Raw genomic sequence first — 14,784 nt, forward strand, 5'->3', positions numbered from 1 at the left:
ACGGTGGCAGGACCACGGGACCGCCCCCTGCCGCCGCCGGCCGGGCCCCTACGAAGAAGGGTCCTCCCCGGTACGGGGCGACGCCTGCTGCAGGCGGTCGATCAGTGTGGACGCCTCGGCCTTGGTCAGCATCTCCGGAAGCTGCTCACCGGCTTCGCGGGCCAGCGTCCGGAGGTAGCTGAGCTGGGGCGCGGTCGCTGGCTCGTCACCGGTCACCCAGTCCTCCACGTCCTTGGCCGGGCTGCCCGCGTCGTCCTGGGGGGTCGGGTTCTCTCGCTCGTTCATGCGGTGCGGCTACCCGATTTCCGCCCGGCCATCCGGCAGGCGTCCGCCGCGAATGACGCCCGCGGTCGTGAGCCCGGCCGGCGGTGGTGTCAGTCGTCGCCGGCTTCCTGTCCGGGCCGCAGACGGCCGGACCACCGGGGCTCGACGCTCTCCCATTCGCTCTCCCACGCCCGTCCGCTGCGTGCGTCGACGGACCGCAGGCGCACGCAGATGGCGGCGCCCGCGGTGAGCACGATGAGGGCCGCCGCCCCCGCGGCGAGCCCGAGGGCGTTCAGGGCGATGTCGGACGTGCCGGGCGGGTCGGCGGCCGCGTTGCCGTTGTCGTCGACCCGGACGTGCACGGTGTCTCCGTTCCTGGTCGCCGCCGGGACGGAGACGGTGGCCGTATGGACGCGGTGGAAGCCATCACGCCAGGTCGCGCGGGCCACCGGGACGGGGCGGGCGCCCGGTCCCGTCCCGGCCAGGTAGGTGGTCCGGCCGACCGTCACGGCCGTGACCGAGTGCCGGTGGCGTGCGGTCTCCTCGGCGGCGCGGCCGGCGTCCGTCCAGGCAGTGCGTCCGACGGCGGCGCCGCAGATCACGGCCAGCAGGCAGGCCAGAAGGAAGGCGACGTGCAGGCGGGCACGCGTGCGGTCGGCGTCACGCCTGAGCGGATTGTCCCGGGCCCCCGGCGTGCGGTGGGGCATGACGCGCCTCCGTGATCCGTCCCAGTCGGCCCGCCGGCTCGGGCGGCGAGCTCGGCGCTGATGTCGTGGGCCCGGGTCCGCGTCGTGGGTCCGGGTCCGCGCCCCCTTCGCTCATGACTCGTGCGTGACGCGACGGCCGGTGAGCCGCAGGGGGGTGAGTTTCATCCAGTGGGTGCGCGGGCCGCCGGCCCAGGGCTGGGACCGCGCGATGGCCACCAGGTGCTGGATCTCCTCGGGGTCCGTGACGGCTCGCAGTTCGCCCACGGCCAGGACGCTCCAGCCGCCGGCGGTGACGTCGTCGATGTTGTCGATCTCGAAGGCGACCTCGGTCCCCTCCGCTTGGGCCGCGAGGGTTTCCGCGGCGGTGCGGAACGCGATGTCGGCCCCCGCGATCAGGTAGTTGACCGGGAAGACGGCCGGACCGTCGGGGGTGTAGACGGCGATGCGTCCCACTCCGTGCGTACCGAGCAGTCCCCGGCACTCGTCCTCCTCCAGCGTGACCAGCGCGGTGTCGCGGCGGGCTGTGGAACGGCCGCGTACGCGTCCGGCGTTCGCGCCGGTCAGGTCGTCGACCGTGACGCCGAGTACGTCGGCGACGCGGACGAGGGTGCCGAAGGACGGAGAGGCCGCGTGGTCCTCCAGGTAGGCGATGTAATTGGCGTCGGCCCCGCACTTGCGGCCCAGTTCCTCACGGCTGAGGCCGAGGGCGGTGCGGCGGGCCGCCATGCGGCGGCCGAGGTCGGTGCGTCCGGCCCTCTCGCCAGAGTGCTGCGGGTGCGTGCCCGGTGTGCTCTCCACGGCAGTCACTGCTCCTGGGGCGCTACGGCGACGATGTCGTGCCGGGACCCGCCCAGCACGACCTTGAGCGCGCCGGTGTCGGCGGCGCGCGAGAAGACGTCGTACGCCTCTTCCATCCGGTCCAGCTCGAAGCGGTGGGTGACCATCGCGGCGCCGGGCAGGCGGCCCGCGGTCATCATGCGCAGCAGCATGGGGGTGGAGTGGGTGTCGACGAGACCGGTGGTGATGGTGACGTCCTTGATCCAGAGGTCTTCGAGGTGCAGGGTGGCCGGCCTGCCGTGGACGCCGATGTTGGCGACGCGTCCGCCGGGGCGGACCATGCGGGTGCACATCTCGAAGGTCTCGGGGGCACCCACGGCTTCGATCACCACGTCCGCGCCGAGACCGCCGGTCAGGTCCTCGACCAGCCGCTCCGGCTCCTCCCGCGCGCTGGCCGTGGCATCAGCGCCGAGGTCGCGTGCGGCCGCCAGGCGGGAGGCGTCGAGGTCGACGGCGATGATCCGCCCCGGGCTGTAGAGCCTCGCGGTGGCGATGGCGGCCAGTCCCACGGGTCCGGTTCCCACCACGGTGACCGTGTCGCCGGGGCGCACGTTTCCGTTGAGCACGCCCACCTCGTAGGCGGTCGGGAAGACGTCGGCGAGCAGAACGGCGTCGGGTCCGTCCACGGCCCCGGGGAGCGGGTGGACGGAGAGGTCGGCGAAGGGGACACGGACGTATTCGGCCTGGGTGCCGTCGATGGTGTGCCCCAGGACCCAGCCGCCGCCGCCGCGGCACAGTCCGTAGTGGCGCTCGCGGCAGAAGCGGCAGCGGCCGCAGGAGGAGATGCAGGAGATGAGGACGCGGTCGCCGGGACGGACGCTGCGCACGTCGCCGCCGGTTTCGACCACGCTTCCGACGGCCTCGTGGCCCAGCACGCGGCCCGGCGTCACTTCCGGTACGTCGCCCTTGACGATGTGCAGGTCGGTGCCGCAGATGGTGACGGCTTCGATCCGGACGATCGCGTCGGCAGCGTCCTTGATCGCGGGGTCCGGGACGTCCTGCCAGGCGGTCTGCCCGGGGCCCTCGAAGACGAGTGCCTTCATGACTGCGGCCTCTCTGTGCTGTGCGGGAACGGGTCACCGCCAGGCTCCGTCCACGTACCTCCGTCCCGCTTCGGCCGACCGGTCCCTGCCGGGGGGCCGGTCGGGTCCCGTCGGGTCCGGTCACCCGCCTGCCGTCCGGTCATGCTGCGGTTCCCCGGCCGCGGTCGGACCGTCGCCTCGCCGAGGTTGCCGATCGAGGGCGACCACGCCGGGACCTCCTCGACAGCCGTCTCTTCCAGGGTGTCGCGGACCCGCGCCGCCGCAACCGGGGCGAGCGGGCCCTGCCACCCCCGGCGCACGGGAGGCAGACCGGGTCCGGTCCGGTGCGCTCCGGTCCGGTGCGCACCGGGCCACGCCACGCCACTCCACTCCACTCCGGTCCGGTCCGGTCCGGTCCGGTCCGGTCCGGTTCGGTCCGGTGCGTCGAGGCGGCCTTGGTCACGCGGTCCCCGTCATGCGGGCGAACACGACCACGTTGCTGTCGTAGTAGTGCTTCTTCGGGTCGAAATCGCCGCCACAGGTGACCAGGCGTAGGCCCGCGTGGTCGAGGTTCTTGTAGACCTCCAGCGTGGGGAACCTGTCCTTGGGGTACTCGGCGACCCGGTCCACCGTGAAGGTGACCTTCTTGCCGTCCCGCCGGGTCACCTCGATGGTGTCACCGGCTTTCATCGTCTTCAGCTTCTCGAACACGGCCGCGGCGCCGTTCCACGTGACATGGCCCGCGATCACGGCCGGCCCCTGGGAGCCGGGCGTCGGCCCCGGCTCGTACCAGCCGGCGAGAGCCGGATCCTTCGGGGTCTGCATGGTTCCGTCCTGGTTCAGCCGCAGCGTCTCCAGGGAGCTGGAAAGACCGAGGGACGGAATGGTGATCTTCTGCGGCTCCGACCGGGCGAGGACGGGCTCGGCCTGGCCCGGACCGCTCTGCGCCCCACCCGCGGCCGATGCGCCGTGGCCGCTGTGGCCGCCGGCGGACGCCGCCCCGGACGGAGTGCTTTGGGCGCCACCGCCGGCCGGCGTCGTCGCGCTCTGCGGGGCCGGGCCCCGAGGGGCGGGGGCTGCCCCCGTGTCCCGGCCGGCGCACCCCGTCAGGAGCAGTGCGGCCAGGGCGCCGGCGGCGAGGAGGCCCGCGGTGCGGCGGCGCCGGGGCCACGCGGCGGACGCCGCCGGCGGGAAGGGGCCGGTGGACTTCACGCGGCGCCCCCCGGGGTCTCCCTACGGCCGGGGACCACGGCGGCCCGCCTCCGCGCGGCGGCGATCGCACCCGCCGTCGCCGCGTACACGAGGACCGTCACCCCGGCCAGCGTCGCGATCGGCAGCGCCGCGCTCTGCGGCGGGCCGCCGCCGGTCTCGATACCGCCGACCGGTACGGACCCCACGGCCGCGCCCTTGACCTCTCCGCAGTTGGTGGGCGCCGTGGCCTCCTGGGGCAGTTTCGGGTCGAGCTCGCTCTTGCCGGCGCCCTCGAAGTCGTACTTGTCGTTGTTGTTGCGGTCGATGCCGTGCTGCACGACGTGCAGGTCCTTGATGTGGTCGACCACGTCCTGACCGACGGTGATCGTCCGCTCGTAGGAGACCTTGCCCTGCTTGTCGGCGACGGGCATGCGATCCACGGCCAGCCCGCTGGCCGCCTTGGTGTCCCCCGAGGTGGTGAGCGAGATGTTGATGTCGCCGTAGTCGACGGTGGCCTCGGTGTTGCTGAGGACTCCGTCACCGTCGGTGTCGTCACTGGCGTCCGGGCAGTGGAAATCGTGGCCCTTGGTCGAGCCGTGCAGATGCTGGGCCGACGGCTGTCCGGGCACCATGCCCTCGGACTCTATTTGCACGGTCAACTGGTTCGCCTTGAGGCTGAGCATGACGGTGCCTCGGGAACCGGAACCGTTCAGCTGCGCCAGGTCGATCTGGTACGCCTTACCGGCGTCGGCGAGGGCCGGAACGGAAAGGCCCAACGTCAGGAACGCGGCGGCGGGCAAGGTGGCCACTGCCACGAGACGGCGACCAGCGCGCTTGGCTGTCACATTCACTCCTGTTCCATGGACTCCCGGGCGGGAATCGCAGATCGTACGGGGGCGGATTGATCGTCCGCCGGTTACGCGGCCGCCCATGCCGCAGTCGACAAAGGCCCGCCGGTCATCCATATGCGTGACACGTCGTCCGCCAGCACGGGGGAAAGGGCAGCCGCGCAGAGCATCTCCGAGAGCACGAGAATTCCGCGTGCGGTGCACTTGGGATCGCTGTTCCGGTGCAACCAGATGACCGCATTGACCATGGGGCGGCGCCCGAGGGGAAGGACCGTCCGCCGGCAATCCGCCGCAGCTTCCAGAGCGGAGGGTTCCCCGCCGAACGGCAGTGCTGCCGACCGGGGAATGCCCGGCGGGGCAACCGAGTCCCGCACGTGACGGAAGTACGCTTCCGGCGGGGCCTGCCCGTCCTCGAAGGTGTTGCGGAACCCGACGATGCGAACGCCCCGCGTCGAGCCGGAGTCCCGCGAGTGGAACGCGACGTAGAGCTCGACGGACAAGCCCCTCAGCTGAATGTTGACGGGAAGATAACGCACCCTCCGCTCCCCCCGCCTCCCTTTCCCGGAAATTCCCGGCGCCTCTGCCGCTCTGGACCGGATGGCGGAGACGAGGAGCCGGTAATCCTCCACCGGGGCGACCTCGACGGAAAAGGATACGGATTCCAGCAGGACGGCATCCGTCAGGTGGAGGAGCTCGAAATCCGGGCCCCCGGGAAGGTATTCGACCGCAGCCGGTTCGATCCTGCTGCACTGGCACACGACACATCCACCGCCTTCGACATGAACCCGATCGACGACGGCGCGCATCGTCCGTGTCTCCGGGGCTCGTTCGGTCCGGTTCTTTGTAGTCGTTCACCGAGCGCAGGAGCGCATACTTGACCTCTGATGCTAAGAACTCATCGTGATTGAGCCGGACGCAAGCGAACCCCGTGCTGTGCGCCCCTGCGTCGATGACGCCCGACTGCCCCGCGAAGCGGGATCGTCCCCGCGGCCGGGACCACCGACGGCGCTGGTGGTCTCGAAGCGGACCACCAGCGCCACGAGCGGTGGTCAGGGAGCGATCTCGAACGCGGGCGGCTCCAGGCCCTTCAGGCATGCGGTCTTCGGCGAGTCCGGGGTCTCGAAGAAGGAGACGGCGATCTCTTGAGCGCACTTCGACGTGGCGATCACCACGTGCGGCTGGTAGGGGATCGTGACGACCTTGGCCTTGCTCAGCGTGCGGGCGACGTACGGCCCGTTGTCCGCCCCGGTCTGGGAATCGAAGCTGCCGGACAGGGCGAGGGTGGGGATGTCGCCGCGCGTGACGTCGCGGATCGAGGGCTCCGCAGGGGGGACGTTCCAGACATCGCAGTCCGGGTGGAGGAAGGGGAGCTGCGGAGCCTGCGCCTGCACCGAGCGGGGGAACGACGGGAAGGCTTCCTGTCCGCCCTTGAGTGCCTGCTCCCGGCTTTCGTACGGCGTCCACTCGCTGCAGAAGACGCCGTAGGCGAGACCGTGCGCAATCCTGCCGATGGCCGCCGGGCTGAGCTTGCCGCCCGCCCACTGCCGGGCGATCCGCTGCGGCTTGCCGTTCGCCAGTTCTTCGAGGGCGGCGGGCACCTGGGGTGCCACGTGGGTGGCGGAGGTCATCCAGTTCACCAGGGCTCCGCCGTCCAGCACGACCTTCACCGGCTTGTCATTGCCGGGGAGCGTGACGGTGGTGGTGACCGGCTTGGCTTCGAGGTCGCTGACGAGCTTGTCGAAGGTGCCCGACAGGTTCGGGTAGCGCTTGTTGCACGCCGGCTGGTCCGCGCAGGCCTTGAACAGGCCGTCGAAGCCCTGCCGGGCGCTGCTCCATGTCGCCGCCGACCCGGCCCTGGACGGCGGCAGTATGCCGTCGAGGCCCACTGAGCGGAGCCCCTCGGGGTGCAGGCGCATGTAGACCAGTGCCAGGTGGGTTCCGTAGGAGATGCCGTACAGGTTCCACTGCTTGATGCCCAGCGTGGCGCGCAGGTCCTCGTAGTCGGCGGCGCTCTCGGTGTCGTTGTAGGCGCTGAGGTCGAGCCCGCGGCCCGCCAGTTGGTCGCGGCAGGCCTTCGTGGCCTCGACGTGCTGGCGTCCGGTGGACGGAGCGTCGTAGACGAGGCCGACCGCGCGTGCGTTGAATTTGTCGATGTCGGGGCACAGGGCCGTCGGGTCGGCCGAGTAGGTACCGCGCTGGGACATGAGGATCACGTCACGGTCGCGGTTCAGGCCGCCGTCGACGACCAGTTTCGCCTCGCCCACGGCGTCGTCTCCCGGTCCGCCGGCGAGCCAGACGACGGGGTCGGGTTTCGGTGTGCCGGCCGCGGCGGGCACGATCGCGACACCGAGTTCGATCGTTTTGCTGCGTGGTCCGGCGCGGTTCTCGGGCACGGTGAGCGTTCCGCAGCGGGCCCCTTCGAGCTCCTCGATCGGTTCCGGTGTCTTCGGGCAGGGGCCCGGCTCGTAGCGGGCGTCGCCCACCGTCCGGGCGACGGTGCCGATCGGCGCTCCGGTGCCGTCGTCGGCGTGTGACTGCGTCTGAGCGGCCGCAGTGAGCAGGCCGGTGACGAGGAGGCCGGTCGCCATGCCGGCCGACGCGGTTAGGAGTCGTCGTGCGGTGCGGCGACGACGGTGCGCTCGATGGCGTCTCATCTGCCCTCCCGGCTACCTCGGGATGATCGTGAACGGTTCGGGCTCCAGACCGTCCACGCAACCGGTGTCGGGCGCGGTCGGGCGAGCGAAGAACGAGGCCAGCACGCTTTGCGCGCAAGGCGACTGCGGGACCACCCAGTGGCCGATCCCGGGGACCTGGATGTCGGTCGAGCCGGACAGGTTGCGTGCGACGCCCTTCGCCCAGCTCGCCCCGGTCTTCACGTCGAACGTGCCGGAGATGACGAGCGCCGGTACGGAGCTGACCGTGGCCACCCGCTGGACGGAGGCTCGGTCCGCAACGTCCCAGATCCCGCATGCCGGGTACTGGAAGGGAAGTTGCGGCACCTGGGCCAGGACCGTGTCCGGCCAGCCGGGGAATGCCTTGCGCCCCGCCTTCAGCACGTCGGGCTCCGAGTACCCCGGCGCCCACTCGCTGCACGCCACCGAGTTCGTCAGGCCGTGGGCGAACTCGCCGACCTTCTGGACCGAGCCGGCCGCACGGGCCTTCGCGAAACGCTCCGGGTTCCCGTTGGCGAGTTCCTCCAGCGCCGCCGGGATGTCCTTGGGTCGGGGGGTGAAGGCGACGATCAGGTTCAGCAGTGCGCCTCCGTCGAGGACGACCTTGACCGGTTTTCCTCCGCTCGGCGGCGGGACGTTCAGCGTCAGGGGCCGTGCCTCCAGCTTGCGGACCTGCTCCGTCAGCGTGCGGCGGAGGTCCGGGTACCGGTCCTTGCAGGCGGGCTGCGCCGCGCACGCGTCGAAGATGGTGTCGATGCCCTCGGCGGTGCTGCCCCATGTCCACGGCAGGGTCACGACCTGGGGAGGGGCGACCGAGTCGATCGCCACCGCGCGGATTCCCTCGGGGTGCAGGCGCAGGTACGTGAGGGCCAGGTTGCTGCCGTAGGAGTACCCGTAGACGTTCCACTCGGGGATGGCCAGAGCGGTCCGCAGGTCGGCGAAGTCGGCGGCGTTCTGCGTGGTGTTGTAGGCGCTCAGGTCGGTTCCGTCGGCCGTCAGGCGGTCCCGGCAGTCCTTCACCGCTTTCAGGAAGAGCTGTTCTGCCTCCTGCGCGTCGTAGCCCAGGCCGACTGCCTGCGCGTTGGACCGGTCGATCTCCGGGCAGGCGAGGTCCGGCTGGTCGTAGAGGTTGCCGCGCTGGGCCATGATGATCAGTTCGCGGTCCTTGTTCAGGCCGGAGTCGACGAGGAAGGGAATGTCGTCGAACGTGTCGGCACCGGGGCCGCCCGCCATGAACACCACGGGGGCCTGTGCGGGCTTCGCCGGGGTGACAGCCGCAATGACGGCCACGGCCAGCTTGATGGTCCGGCCGCCGGGCCTGGAGCGGTTCTCGGGAACTTCCAGGGTGCCGCACCGGGCGTCGCTCAGCGCTTCGATGGGTTCGGGCGGCTTCGGACAAGGGCCGGGCACGAACCGGGACGAGCCTGCCGGGCCGGTCCGGACGGGTGCTGACGCGGCGCTGCCGGGTTGAGGGCAAAAGGCCGCGAGACAGACCAGAGCTGCACCGGCAGCCACCGCGGGGATGCTGTGCTTCGGCATGGGGTCTCGTTCCTCTGCCATCGGCGGCGCCCCTGACGGGCCAGGCCGCAGCGGATTGCACGGACCGCGCCTTTTCGACGCTACCGGGTGGCAGGTGCCCCCGCCACGCGGATCAGTAGCAGCCCATGACCGGGGCCGGCCCCCCGCCGTCCACCGGGAGTTCGCCTCTACGAGGCCGCTGGAAGCGGAGCGGCGGCGCGGCCACGGCACCGCACTCCACCTTCAGGGCATACGCGCAGTTCAGCGCACCCTCCCCCTGGGCTTCAGACGGGTCGCCGGAAGTTCAGGAGCGGGAATCGCAGGGCCGTCGTAGCCCTTCACCTCGCCGTAGCGGCTGCCCTGCATCCAGTCCGCGCGGAACTGCTCGATCTCCTCCTGGGACCGTCCGATCCAGTTCCAGAACATCACGATCTCCTCCTCGAACGGTTCGCCGCCCAGCAGCATCAGGCCCGCGTCCGAGGCTGCCCGCAGTGGCAGTTCCGTGCGGCCGCAGCCGAGGTAGAGCATCGAGCCCGGGAGGACCGGGACGCCGTCGACGTGAGCTTCGCCCGACATCGACAGGACCGCGTACTCGAAGTCCGGGTCCAGCGGGAGGCGCGTCTCGGTGCCGGCCTCCAGGGCGAGGTCCGCGCCGACGATCGGGCTGTACGCCGTGCCCGGCGAGGTCGCGGTGTCGAGGGTGCCCAGGATGACCGTCGCGGTGAAGCCGGGGGCGGTCACCGTCGGGAGCTGCGCGTGGTGCTGGAAGTGCGGCTCGACGTCGCGGTGGGCGTCGGGCAGAGCCACCCACAGCTGGGCGCCGTGCAGGAGGCGGGCGTGCGGGTGCGGGCTCTCCTCGGAGTGGCTGATGCCGCGGCCGGAGGTCATCAGGCCCAGCTCGCGCGGGCGCACGGTCGCCAGGCTCCCCACGCTGTCGCGGTGCAGCACTTCGCCCTCGTGGAGCCAGCTCACGGTCTGCAGCCCGGAGTGCGGATGCGGCGCGACCTGCATGCCCGGCTCGTCCGCGATGTCATCCGGCCCGTAGTGGTCCACGAAGCACCAGGCGCCGACCATCCGACGGCCCAGGTTCGGCAGGAGCCGTCGGACCTCGGTGGACTCCCCGAGCCTGACCGTGCGCGGGCTCAGGAGCTCGCGGACCGGTTCGGCCACGACGAAACCGCGGCCGCCGCAGGCGGAGAGGGCGGGCTGGCGATCAAGATTGCTCATGCGGACAACCTAACCGTGTGGGGGCGGCTGCGTTGAGCGGAATGTTCGGCGCTACGGACGCGTTCGAGGCACAGGACACACACAGAACCCCGACACGCACGGAACCCCGACTCACACGGAACACACGCACCCGGGAAGGGAACGCGATCGCGATGAACGCGCCGACGACGTACTTCGAGCACGGGACGGCAGCCGAGCGCTGGGCGCGGGCCCGGCTCTTCTTCGACGCGAAGGAGTACGCGACGGCCGCCCTCATCCTGGAGCCCCTGGCGGGCGAGGTCCCCGAGCAGCTGGCGCCCCGCCTGCTGCTGGCCCGCGCCTACTACCACTCCGCCCAGCTCTCCCGCGCCGAGCGGGAACTGCGCGCCATCCTGGAGCGCTGGCCGGTGGAGGACTACGCGCAGCTCATGCTGGGTCGGACGCTGGAGCGCGCCGGGCGGGCCGCCGAGGCGCGCCCGTACCTGCGGATGGCCGCCGCGATGGCCGGCGACCTCCCCGAGTAGTCCCGGTCCGCGGGGCCCGTCCGGAGCGCCGGAGGGGCCCGGCCGCGGGTCGCGGCCCGTCCGTGCGGGGCCGGGGCTCCGGCTCGGTTAGCCTGGGTCGCATATGAACCGCCTGACCACGCCCTTCGGCTCCTACGAGCTCACCCGCTTCCCCGAGGATCCGCGCGACCGGCTCCGCGCCTGGGACGCCGCCGACGAGTACCTCCTGCGCCACCTCGACTCCGGTACGGGGGACCGCGGGCCGGTGGACCTGGCCGGCGCCGGGCAGGTCACCGTGCTCGGGGACCGCTGGGGGACGCTGACGACGGCGCTCGCCGCGTACCGGCCGACGCAGATCACCGACTCCTCCCTGACCCGCTCCGCCACCGCGGCGAACCTCGACCGCAATGGGATCGGCACGTCCAAGTCGACGGTGACGCTGCTGACCACGCAGGACCCGCCGCCGGAGCGGATCGACGTCCTGCTGGTGCGCGTCCCCAAGAGCCTCGCGCTGCTGGAGGACCAGCTGTACCGGCTGGCTCCGCACGTGCACGCGGGGACCGTGGTCGTGGGCACCGGCATGGTGAAGGAGATCCACACCTCCACGCTGCGGCTCTTCGAGAAGATCCTGGGCCCGACGAAGACCTCGCTGGCCGAGAAGAAGGCGCGGCTGATCTTCTGCACGCCGGGCACTCCGGGTGCCACCCGGCCCACCACGCCGGGGCCGTGGCCGCTGACGTACACGGTGGACGAGGACGCCGGCTCGGGTTCGGGGCTGACCGTCGTGAACCACGCGGGCATCTTCTGCGCCGACCGGCTCGATGTCGGCACCCGCTTCTTCCTGCAGAACCTGCCGACGAACACCGACGGCGCCCGGGTCGTGGACCTCGGCTGCGGCAACGGCGTCGTCGGTACGGCGGTCCAGGTGGGCGATCCGGACGCCGAGGTCGTCTTCACCGACGAGTCCTACCAGGCGGTCGCCTCGGCACAGGCCACCTACCGGGCGAACGTCCGCGAGGGCCGGCGCACCGCCGAGTTCCTCGTCGGGGACGGGGTGGCGATGCTGGCCCCCGGCTCGGTCGACCTGGTGCTGAGCAACCCGCCCTTCCACTCCCACCAGGCCACGACGGACGCGACGGCGCTGCGGATGTTCGCGCAGTCGCGCAAGGTGCTGCGTCCCGGCGGGGAGCTGTGGATCGTCGCCAACCGGCACATGGGTTATCACACCCACCTGCGCCGGCTGTTCGGCAACAGCGAAGTCGTCGCGAGCGAACCGAAGTTCGTGGTCCTGCGCGCGGTCAAGCAGGACCGCCCGCGGCCTATGTGACCTGCCGGTACGTCCTACACTCGGCCGCGTGAGCAACCAGGCGGCCAGCAGTGGCGAGACGGCGAGCGGGCGCTACCGCCGGGAGGAGGTGGCCCGCGCGGCCGGCGTCAAGGTACGCAACCTGCGCTACTACCAGGAGCGCGGGCTGCTGCCTCCCCCGCGCCGGGAGGGCCGGATCGCCTGGTACTCCGACGACCACCTGACCCGGTTGCGGCTGATCAACGACCTGCTAGGGCGGGGTTACACGGTCAACGGCATCGCCGAGCTGCTGCACGCATGGGAGGAGGGTGGTGGCCTGTCCGGGCTGCTGGGCCTGGAGCGGGAGATGACCCGGGACTGGGTGCACGAGGAAGCCGTCACGATGACCCGGGCCGAGCTGCGCGCGCTGTTCGGTCCCACGGCCACCGCCGAGGACACCCGGCGGGCGGCGGAGCTGGGTTACGTGACGGTCGACGGGGACCTGGTGACGCACCCGAGCCGCCGGCTGCTGGACGCCACGCTCGCGCTGGTGCGCCAGGGGGTGCCGCTGGCGGAGATCCTGGACGCGGGGGATTTCGTACAGTCCCAGGCGGCCGCGCTCGCGGACCGGTTCGTCGGACTGTTCCGGCAGCACGTGATCGGTGCGCAGGCACTGGAGCACCTTTCGGCCACGCAGCTCCAGCACGTCACGGCGGCGGTGACGGCCCTGCGTCCGGTCGCCGGTGAGGTCGTGGCCACCGAGTTCGCGCGGGCGATGGCACGCCGGGTGGACGCGGAGGTCGCCGAACTGCTGCGTACGGAGCAGTAGGAGTCGGCCGAAAGGGTGCGCTCGCACAACCTTGCCAACCTCCATTGGCACTCTTACATTCAACTCGTCGGTAACAACGGTGCACAGCCGAAGTTAAGGGACGATCTCATGGCAGGTTCCCCCCAGTTAACCGATCCACCCGGCGACGCCGGCCACGACGGCGGCCGGGTCCGCTGGCGCAGGTTCGCCGTCCTGACCGTGCCCGCCGTCGCCGTCACCGCGGGCCTGGGCATCGCCCTCGCGCAGGGAGCGCTCGCCGCCTCCTTCGCGGTCTCGGGACAGCAGTTCAAGGTGTCGGCGAAGAGCCTGGAGGGCGAGGGCTTCGCGCAGTACGGCAGCGTCGACGTCAACGCCCGCGAAGAGCTCATCCCCGTCGCCGTCACCGCGATCCGGGAGGCCAAGCTCCACAGCCTCTGCCAGTCCGTCGTCACCACCCTCCCGGTGGTCGGGGACATCTCGCTCAACCTCACCGCCGGCCAGAAGAACCCGGTCGAGGCCAGCAACCTGTTCGTCGACGCGACGCAGCTCTCCGGCGACGCCGTCTTCAGCAACATCGAGATCGGCCGCGACGCTTCCACCCTCGACAAGGGTCCGGCGGAAGCGGTGGGCATGCAGGACCTGTTCGCCCAGCAGGCCGACACGGTCAGCATCACCGACCTGCACCAGACGGCGTGGGCGACCAACGCCGGCACCTTCAAGCTCTCCGGGCTCAGCATGAACATCAGCAAGGGCAAGAAGGAATGCTTCTGACCCGCCCCACCGGTCGCCGTCCGGGCCGCTTCCGCCGCTGGCGGCGGAGCAGACCGTTCTGGGGAGGGCTCCTCGCCCTCCTCGCCGGCGCCGAGATCTGCGTCCTGCCGCTGGCACCGATGAAGGTCATGCTCCAGCAGGGCGTGGCGGGGATCCCGTCCGTCCTGATGGGCATCGTCATGATCGTGCTCGGGCTCACCGCCTGGTTCTCGCCCCCTCAGCGGAATCTGGCCGGCGTCCTGACCACGCTGATCGCGACCGCCGCGCTGGTCCTGTCGAACCTCGGCGGGTTCCTGATCGGCACCCTGCTCGGCATTCTCGGCGGCGGCCTGATGTTCGCCTGGCAGCCGTACGCCGCACCGCCCGCCGGGGACGCGGACCCCGTCACCCCGCTGGCCGGGGACACGGTCTCCGCGGCCCCACCCGCAGCCCCATCCCCCACGCCCACCCCGCACCACGATCCCCAAGGAGCTCAGTCATGAGCCGTTCGCGCACCGCGCTCGCCCTCGGGATAGCAGCCGCCGGGGCCCTGTCGCTGGCCTCGGCCACCGCCACCGCCGCACCCTTACCGCTGGCCGGCTCCACCACCGTCACCCCGGCCGGGCACTCCTTCAAGGCCACCCTCAGCGGGAAGGCCACCCTCAAGGCCGGATCGGTGACGGTGACTTGTACGGTCTCCGTCTCCACCGGCACGGTGCCGGCCGCGCCCGGCAACACCAATCCGGCCGGGGCGGTCTCCTCGCCCATCTCGCCGCCCACCTACACCTCCTGCACCTCCAGCATGCCGGGCGTGACCCCGACGGTCACCACCAGCGGTGCCTGGACGGTGTCCATGCAGAACGGCTCCCCGATCACCGCGACCATGAAGGTGCCGGTCGGCGGGCTCGTCGTCACCACGAGCGGCCTGGCCAACTGCACCGTCACCGCGGCGCCCACGGCCCCGGCGAACGTCGGCGGCAGCTGGGTGAACGGCGCCCCCTCCACCCTGACCTTCACCAACGCGTCGGTGCCCGTCACGGTCACCGGCGGCTTCGGCTGCCCGACCAGCGCGACCTCCTCCACCTTCAACGCCGTGTACAAGGTGGCCGACACCACCAACCCGGCCCAGCAGATCACCGTCGGCCCCTGACCCCGGAGCCGCCCGTCGCGCCC

Annotated in this window: 16 protein-coding genes; 6 read left to right on the forward strand and 10 right to left on the reverse strand. The window is 71.6% G+C overall.

Annotation, left to right across the window (positions count from 1 at the left end; translation table 11 throughout):
• Positions 1–48: 48 nt before the first annotated feature.
• The 10 genes from AMK16_RS03810 to AMK16_RS03855 all read right to left on the reverse strand — a co-directional run bounded on the left by AMK16_RS03810 (position 49) and on the right by AMK16_RS03855 (position 10,286).
• Entirely contained in the window at positions 49–285 is a 237-nt protein-coding gene (locus tag AMK16_RS03810; RefSeq protein WP_073908483.1) for a DUF3072 domain-containing protein, read from the reverse strand.
• Between the two features lie 89 nt (positions 286–374).
• Positions 375–971: an Rv1733c family protein gene (locus AMK16_RS03815; RefSeq protein ID WP_073908486.1), complete on the reverse strand. Its 597-nt coding sequence runs from the start codon at positions 969–971 to the stop codon at positions 375–377.
• 111 nt (positions 972–1,082) lie between these two features.
• Positions 1,083–1,769: a helix-turn-helix domain-containing protein gene (locus AMK16_RS03820; protein ID WP_242438560.1), complete on the reverse strand. Its 687-nt coding sequence runs from the start codon at positions 1,767–1,769 to the stop codon at positions 1,083–1,085.
• Positions 1,770–1,774: 5 nt separating this feature from the next.
• Positions 1,775–2,851, reverse strand: a complete 1,077-nt coding sequence (locus AMK16_RS03825) for a zinc-dependent alcohol dehydrogenase family protein (RefSeq protein WP_073908490.1) — start codon at positions 2,849–2,851, stop codon at positions 1,775–1,777.
• A 438-nt stretch (positions 2,852–3,289) separates the two neighbouring features.
• Positions 3,290–4,042 carry a class F sortase gene (locus AMK16_RS03830; protein ID WP_079191296.1) on the reverse strand — a complete coding sequence of 251 codons (753 nt, stop codon included), beginning with the start codon at positions 4,040–4,042 and terminating at the stop codon, positions 3,290–3,292.
• Entirely contained in the window at positions 4,039–4,866 is an 828-nt protein-coding gene (locus AMK16_RS03835; RefSeq protein ID WP_073908492.1) for a hypothetical protein, read from the reverse strand. Before AMK16_RS03835 ends, AMK16_RS03830 begins: the two co-directional genes overlap by 4 nt.
• A gap of 71 nt (positions 4,867–4,937) precedes the next feature.
• Positions 4,938–5,675, reverse strand: a complete 738-nt coding sequence (locus AMK16_RS03840; protein ID WP_107417040.1) for a ribosome-inactivating family protein — start codon at positions 5,673–5,675, stop codon at positions 4,938–4,940.
• A gap of 243 nt (positions 5,676–5,918) precedes the next feature.
• A complete protein-coding gene (locus AMK16_RS03845) occupies positions 5,919–7,457 on the reverse strand; it encodes an alpha/beta fold hydrolase (protein ID WP_242438561.1) in 1,539 nt (512 codons plus the stop codon).
• Positions 7,458–7,535: 78 nt separating this feature from the next.
• Complete coding sequence (locus AMK16_RS03850) at positions 7,536–8,831, reverse strand: alpha/beta fold hydrolase (RefSeq protein ID WP_073910395.1); 1,296 nt, start codon at positions 8,829–8,831, stop codon at positions 7,536–7,538.
• Between the two features lie 489 nt (positions 8,832–9,320).
• A complete protein-coding gene (locus tag AMK16_RS03855) occupies positions 9,321–10,286 on the reverse strand; it encodes a pirin family protein (protein WP_073908497.1) in 966 nt (321 codons plus the stop codon).
• Positions 10,287–10,438: 152 nt separating this feature from the next.
• Between AMK16_RS03855 and AMK16_RS03860 the strand changes: the two genes are divergently transcribed.
• From AMK16_RS03860 to AMK16_RS03885, 6 genes are all read left to right on the forward strand, one after another.
• On the forward strand, positions 10,439–10,789 hold the full coding sequence (locus AMK16_RS03860; protein ID WP_073908499.1) for a tetratricopeptide repeat protein: 351 nt from the start codon (positions 10,439–10,441) through the stop codon (positions 10,787–10,789).
• A gap of 112 nt (positions 10,790–10,901) precedes the next feature.
• Positions 10,902–12,095 carry a methyltransferase gene (locus AMK16_RS03865; protein WP_073910398.1) on the forward strand — a complete coding sequence of 398 codons (1,194 nt, stop codon included), beginning with the start codon at positions 10,902–10,904 and terminating at the stop codon, positions 12,093–12,095.
• A gap of 28 nt (positions 12,096–12,123) precedes the next feature.
• Entirely contained in the window at positions 12,124–12,882 is a 759-nt protein-coding gene (locus AMK16_RS03870; protein ID WP_073908502.1) for a MerR family transcriptional regulator, read from the forward strand.
• Positions 12,883–12,990: 108 nt separating this feature from the next.
• A complete protein-coding gene (locus AMK16_RS03875) occupies positions 12,991–13,632 on the forward strand; it encodes a DUF6230 family protein (protein ID WP_073908505.1) in 642 nt (213 codons plus the stop codon).
• Positions 13,623–14,114, forward strand: a complete 492-nt coding sequence (locus tag AMK16_RS03880) for a DUF6114 domain-containing protein (RefSeq protein WP_073908508.1) — start codon at positions 13,623–13,625, stop codon at positions 14,112–14,114. Before AMK16_RS03875 ends, AMK16_RS03880 begins: the two co-directional genes overlap by 10 nt.
• Complete coding sequence (locus tag AMK16_RS03885; protein WP_073908511.1) at positions 14,111–14,761, forward strand: hypothetical protein; 651 nt, start codon at positions 14,111–14,113, stop codon at positions 14,759–14,761. Before AMK16_RS03880 ends, AMK16_RS03885 begins: the two co-directional genes overlap by 4 nt.
• The last annotated feature ends 23 nt before the right edge of the window (positions 14,762–14,784 follow it).

Origin of the sequence: Streptomyces sp. CB00455 (assembly GCF_001905445.1) — a bacterium.
Lineage (GTDB): Bacteria > Actinomycetota > Actinomycetes > Streptomycetales > Streptomycetaceae > Streptomyces.

What these genes read in the sequence shown, in the direction of transcription:
- AMK16_RS03855 (WP_073908497.1), bottom strand. Translation starts at nt 10,286, where the DNA reads ATGAGCAATCTTGATCGCCAGCCCGCCCTCTCCGCCTGCGGCGGCCGC.
- AMK16_RS03810 (WP_073908483.1), bottom strand. Translation starts at nt 285, where the DNA reads ATGAACGAGCGAGAGAACCCGACCCCCCAGGACGACGCGGGCAGCCCG.
- AMK16_RS03825 (WP_073908490.1), bottom strand. Translation starts at nt 2,851, where the DNA reads ATGAAGGCACTCGTCTTCGAGGGCCCCGGGCAGACCGCCTGGCAGGAC.
- AMK16_RS03860 (WP_073908499.1), top strand. Translation starts at nt 10,439, where the DNA reads ATGAACGCGCCGACGACGTACTTCGAGCACGGGACGGCAGCCGAGCGC.
- AMK16_RS03875 (WP_073908505.1), top strand. Translation starts at nt 12,991, where the DNA reads ATGGCAGGTTCCCCCCAGTTAACCGATCCACCCGGCGACGCCGGCCAC.
- AMK16_RS03815 (WP_073908486.1), bottom strand. Translation starts at nt 971, where the DNA reads ATGCCCCACCGCACGCCGGGGGCCCGGGACAATCCGCTCAGGCGTGAC.
- AMK16_RS03880 (WP_073908508.1), top strand. Translation starts at nt 13,623, where the DNA reads ATGCTTCTGACCCGCCCCACCGGTCGCCGTCCGGGCCGCTTCCGCCGC.
- AMK16_RS03885 (WP_073908511.1), top strand. Translation starts at nt 14,111, where the DNA reads ATGAGCCGTTCGCGCACCGCGCTCGCCCTCGGGATAGCAGCCGCCGGG.
- AMK16_RS03840 (WP_107417040.1), bottom strand. Translation starts at nt 5,675, where the DNA reads ATGCGCGCCGTCGTCGATCGGGTTCATGTCGAAGGCGGTGGATGTGTC.
- AMK16_RS03845 (WP_242438561.1), bottom strand. Translation starts at nt 7,457, where the DNA reads ATGGCGACCGGCCTCCTCGTCACCGGCCTGCTCACTGCGGCCGCTCAG.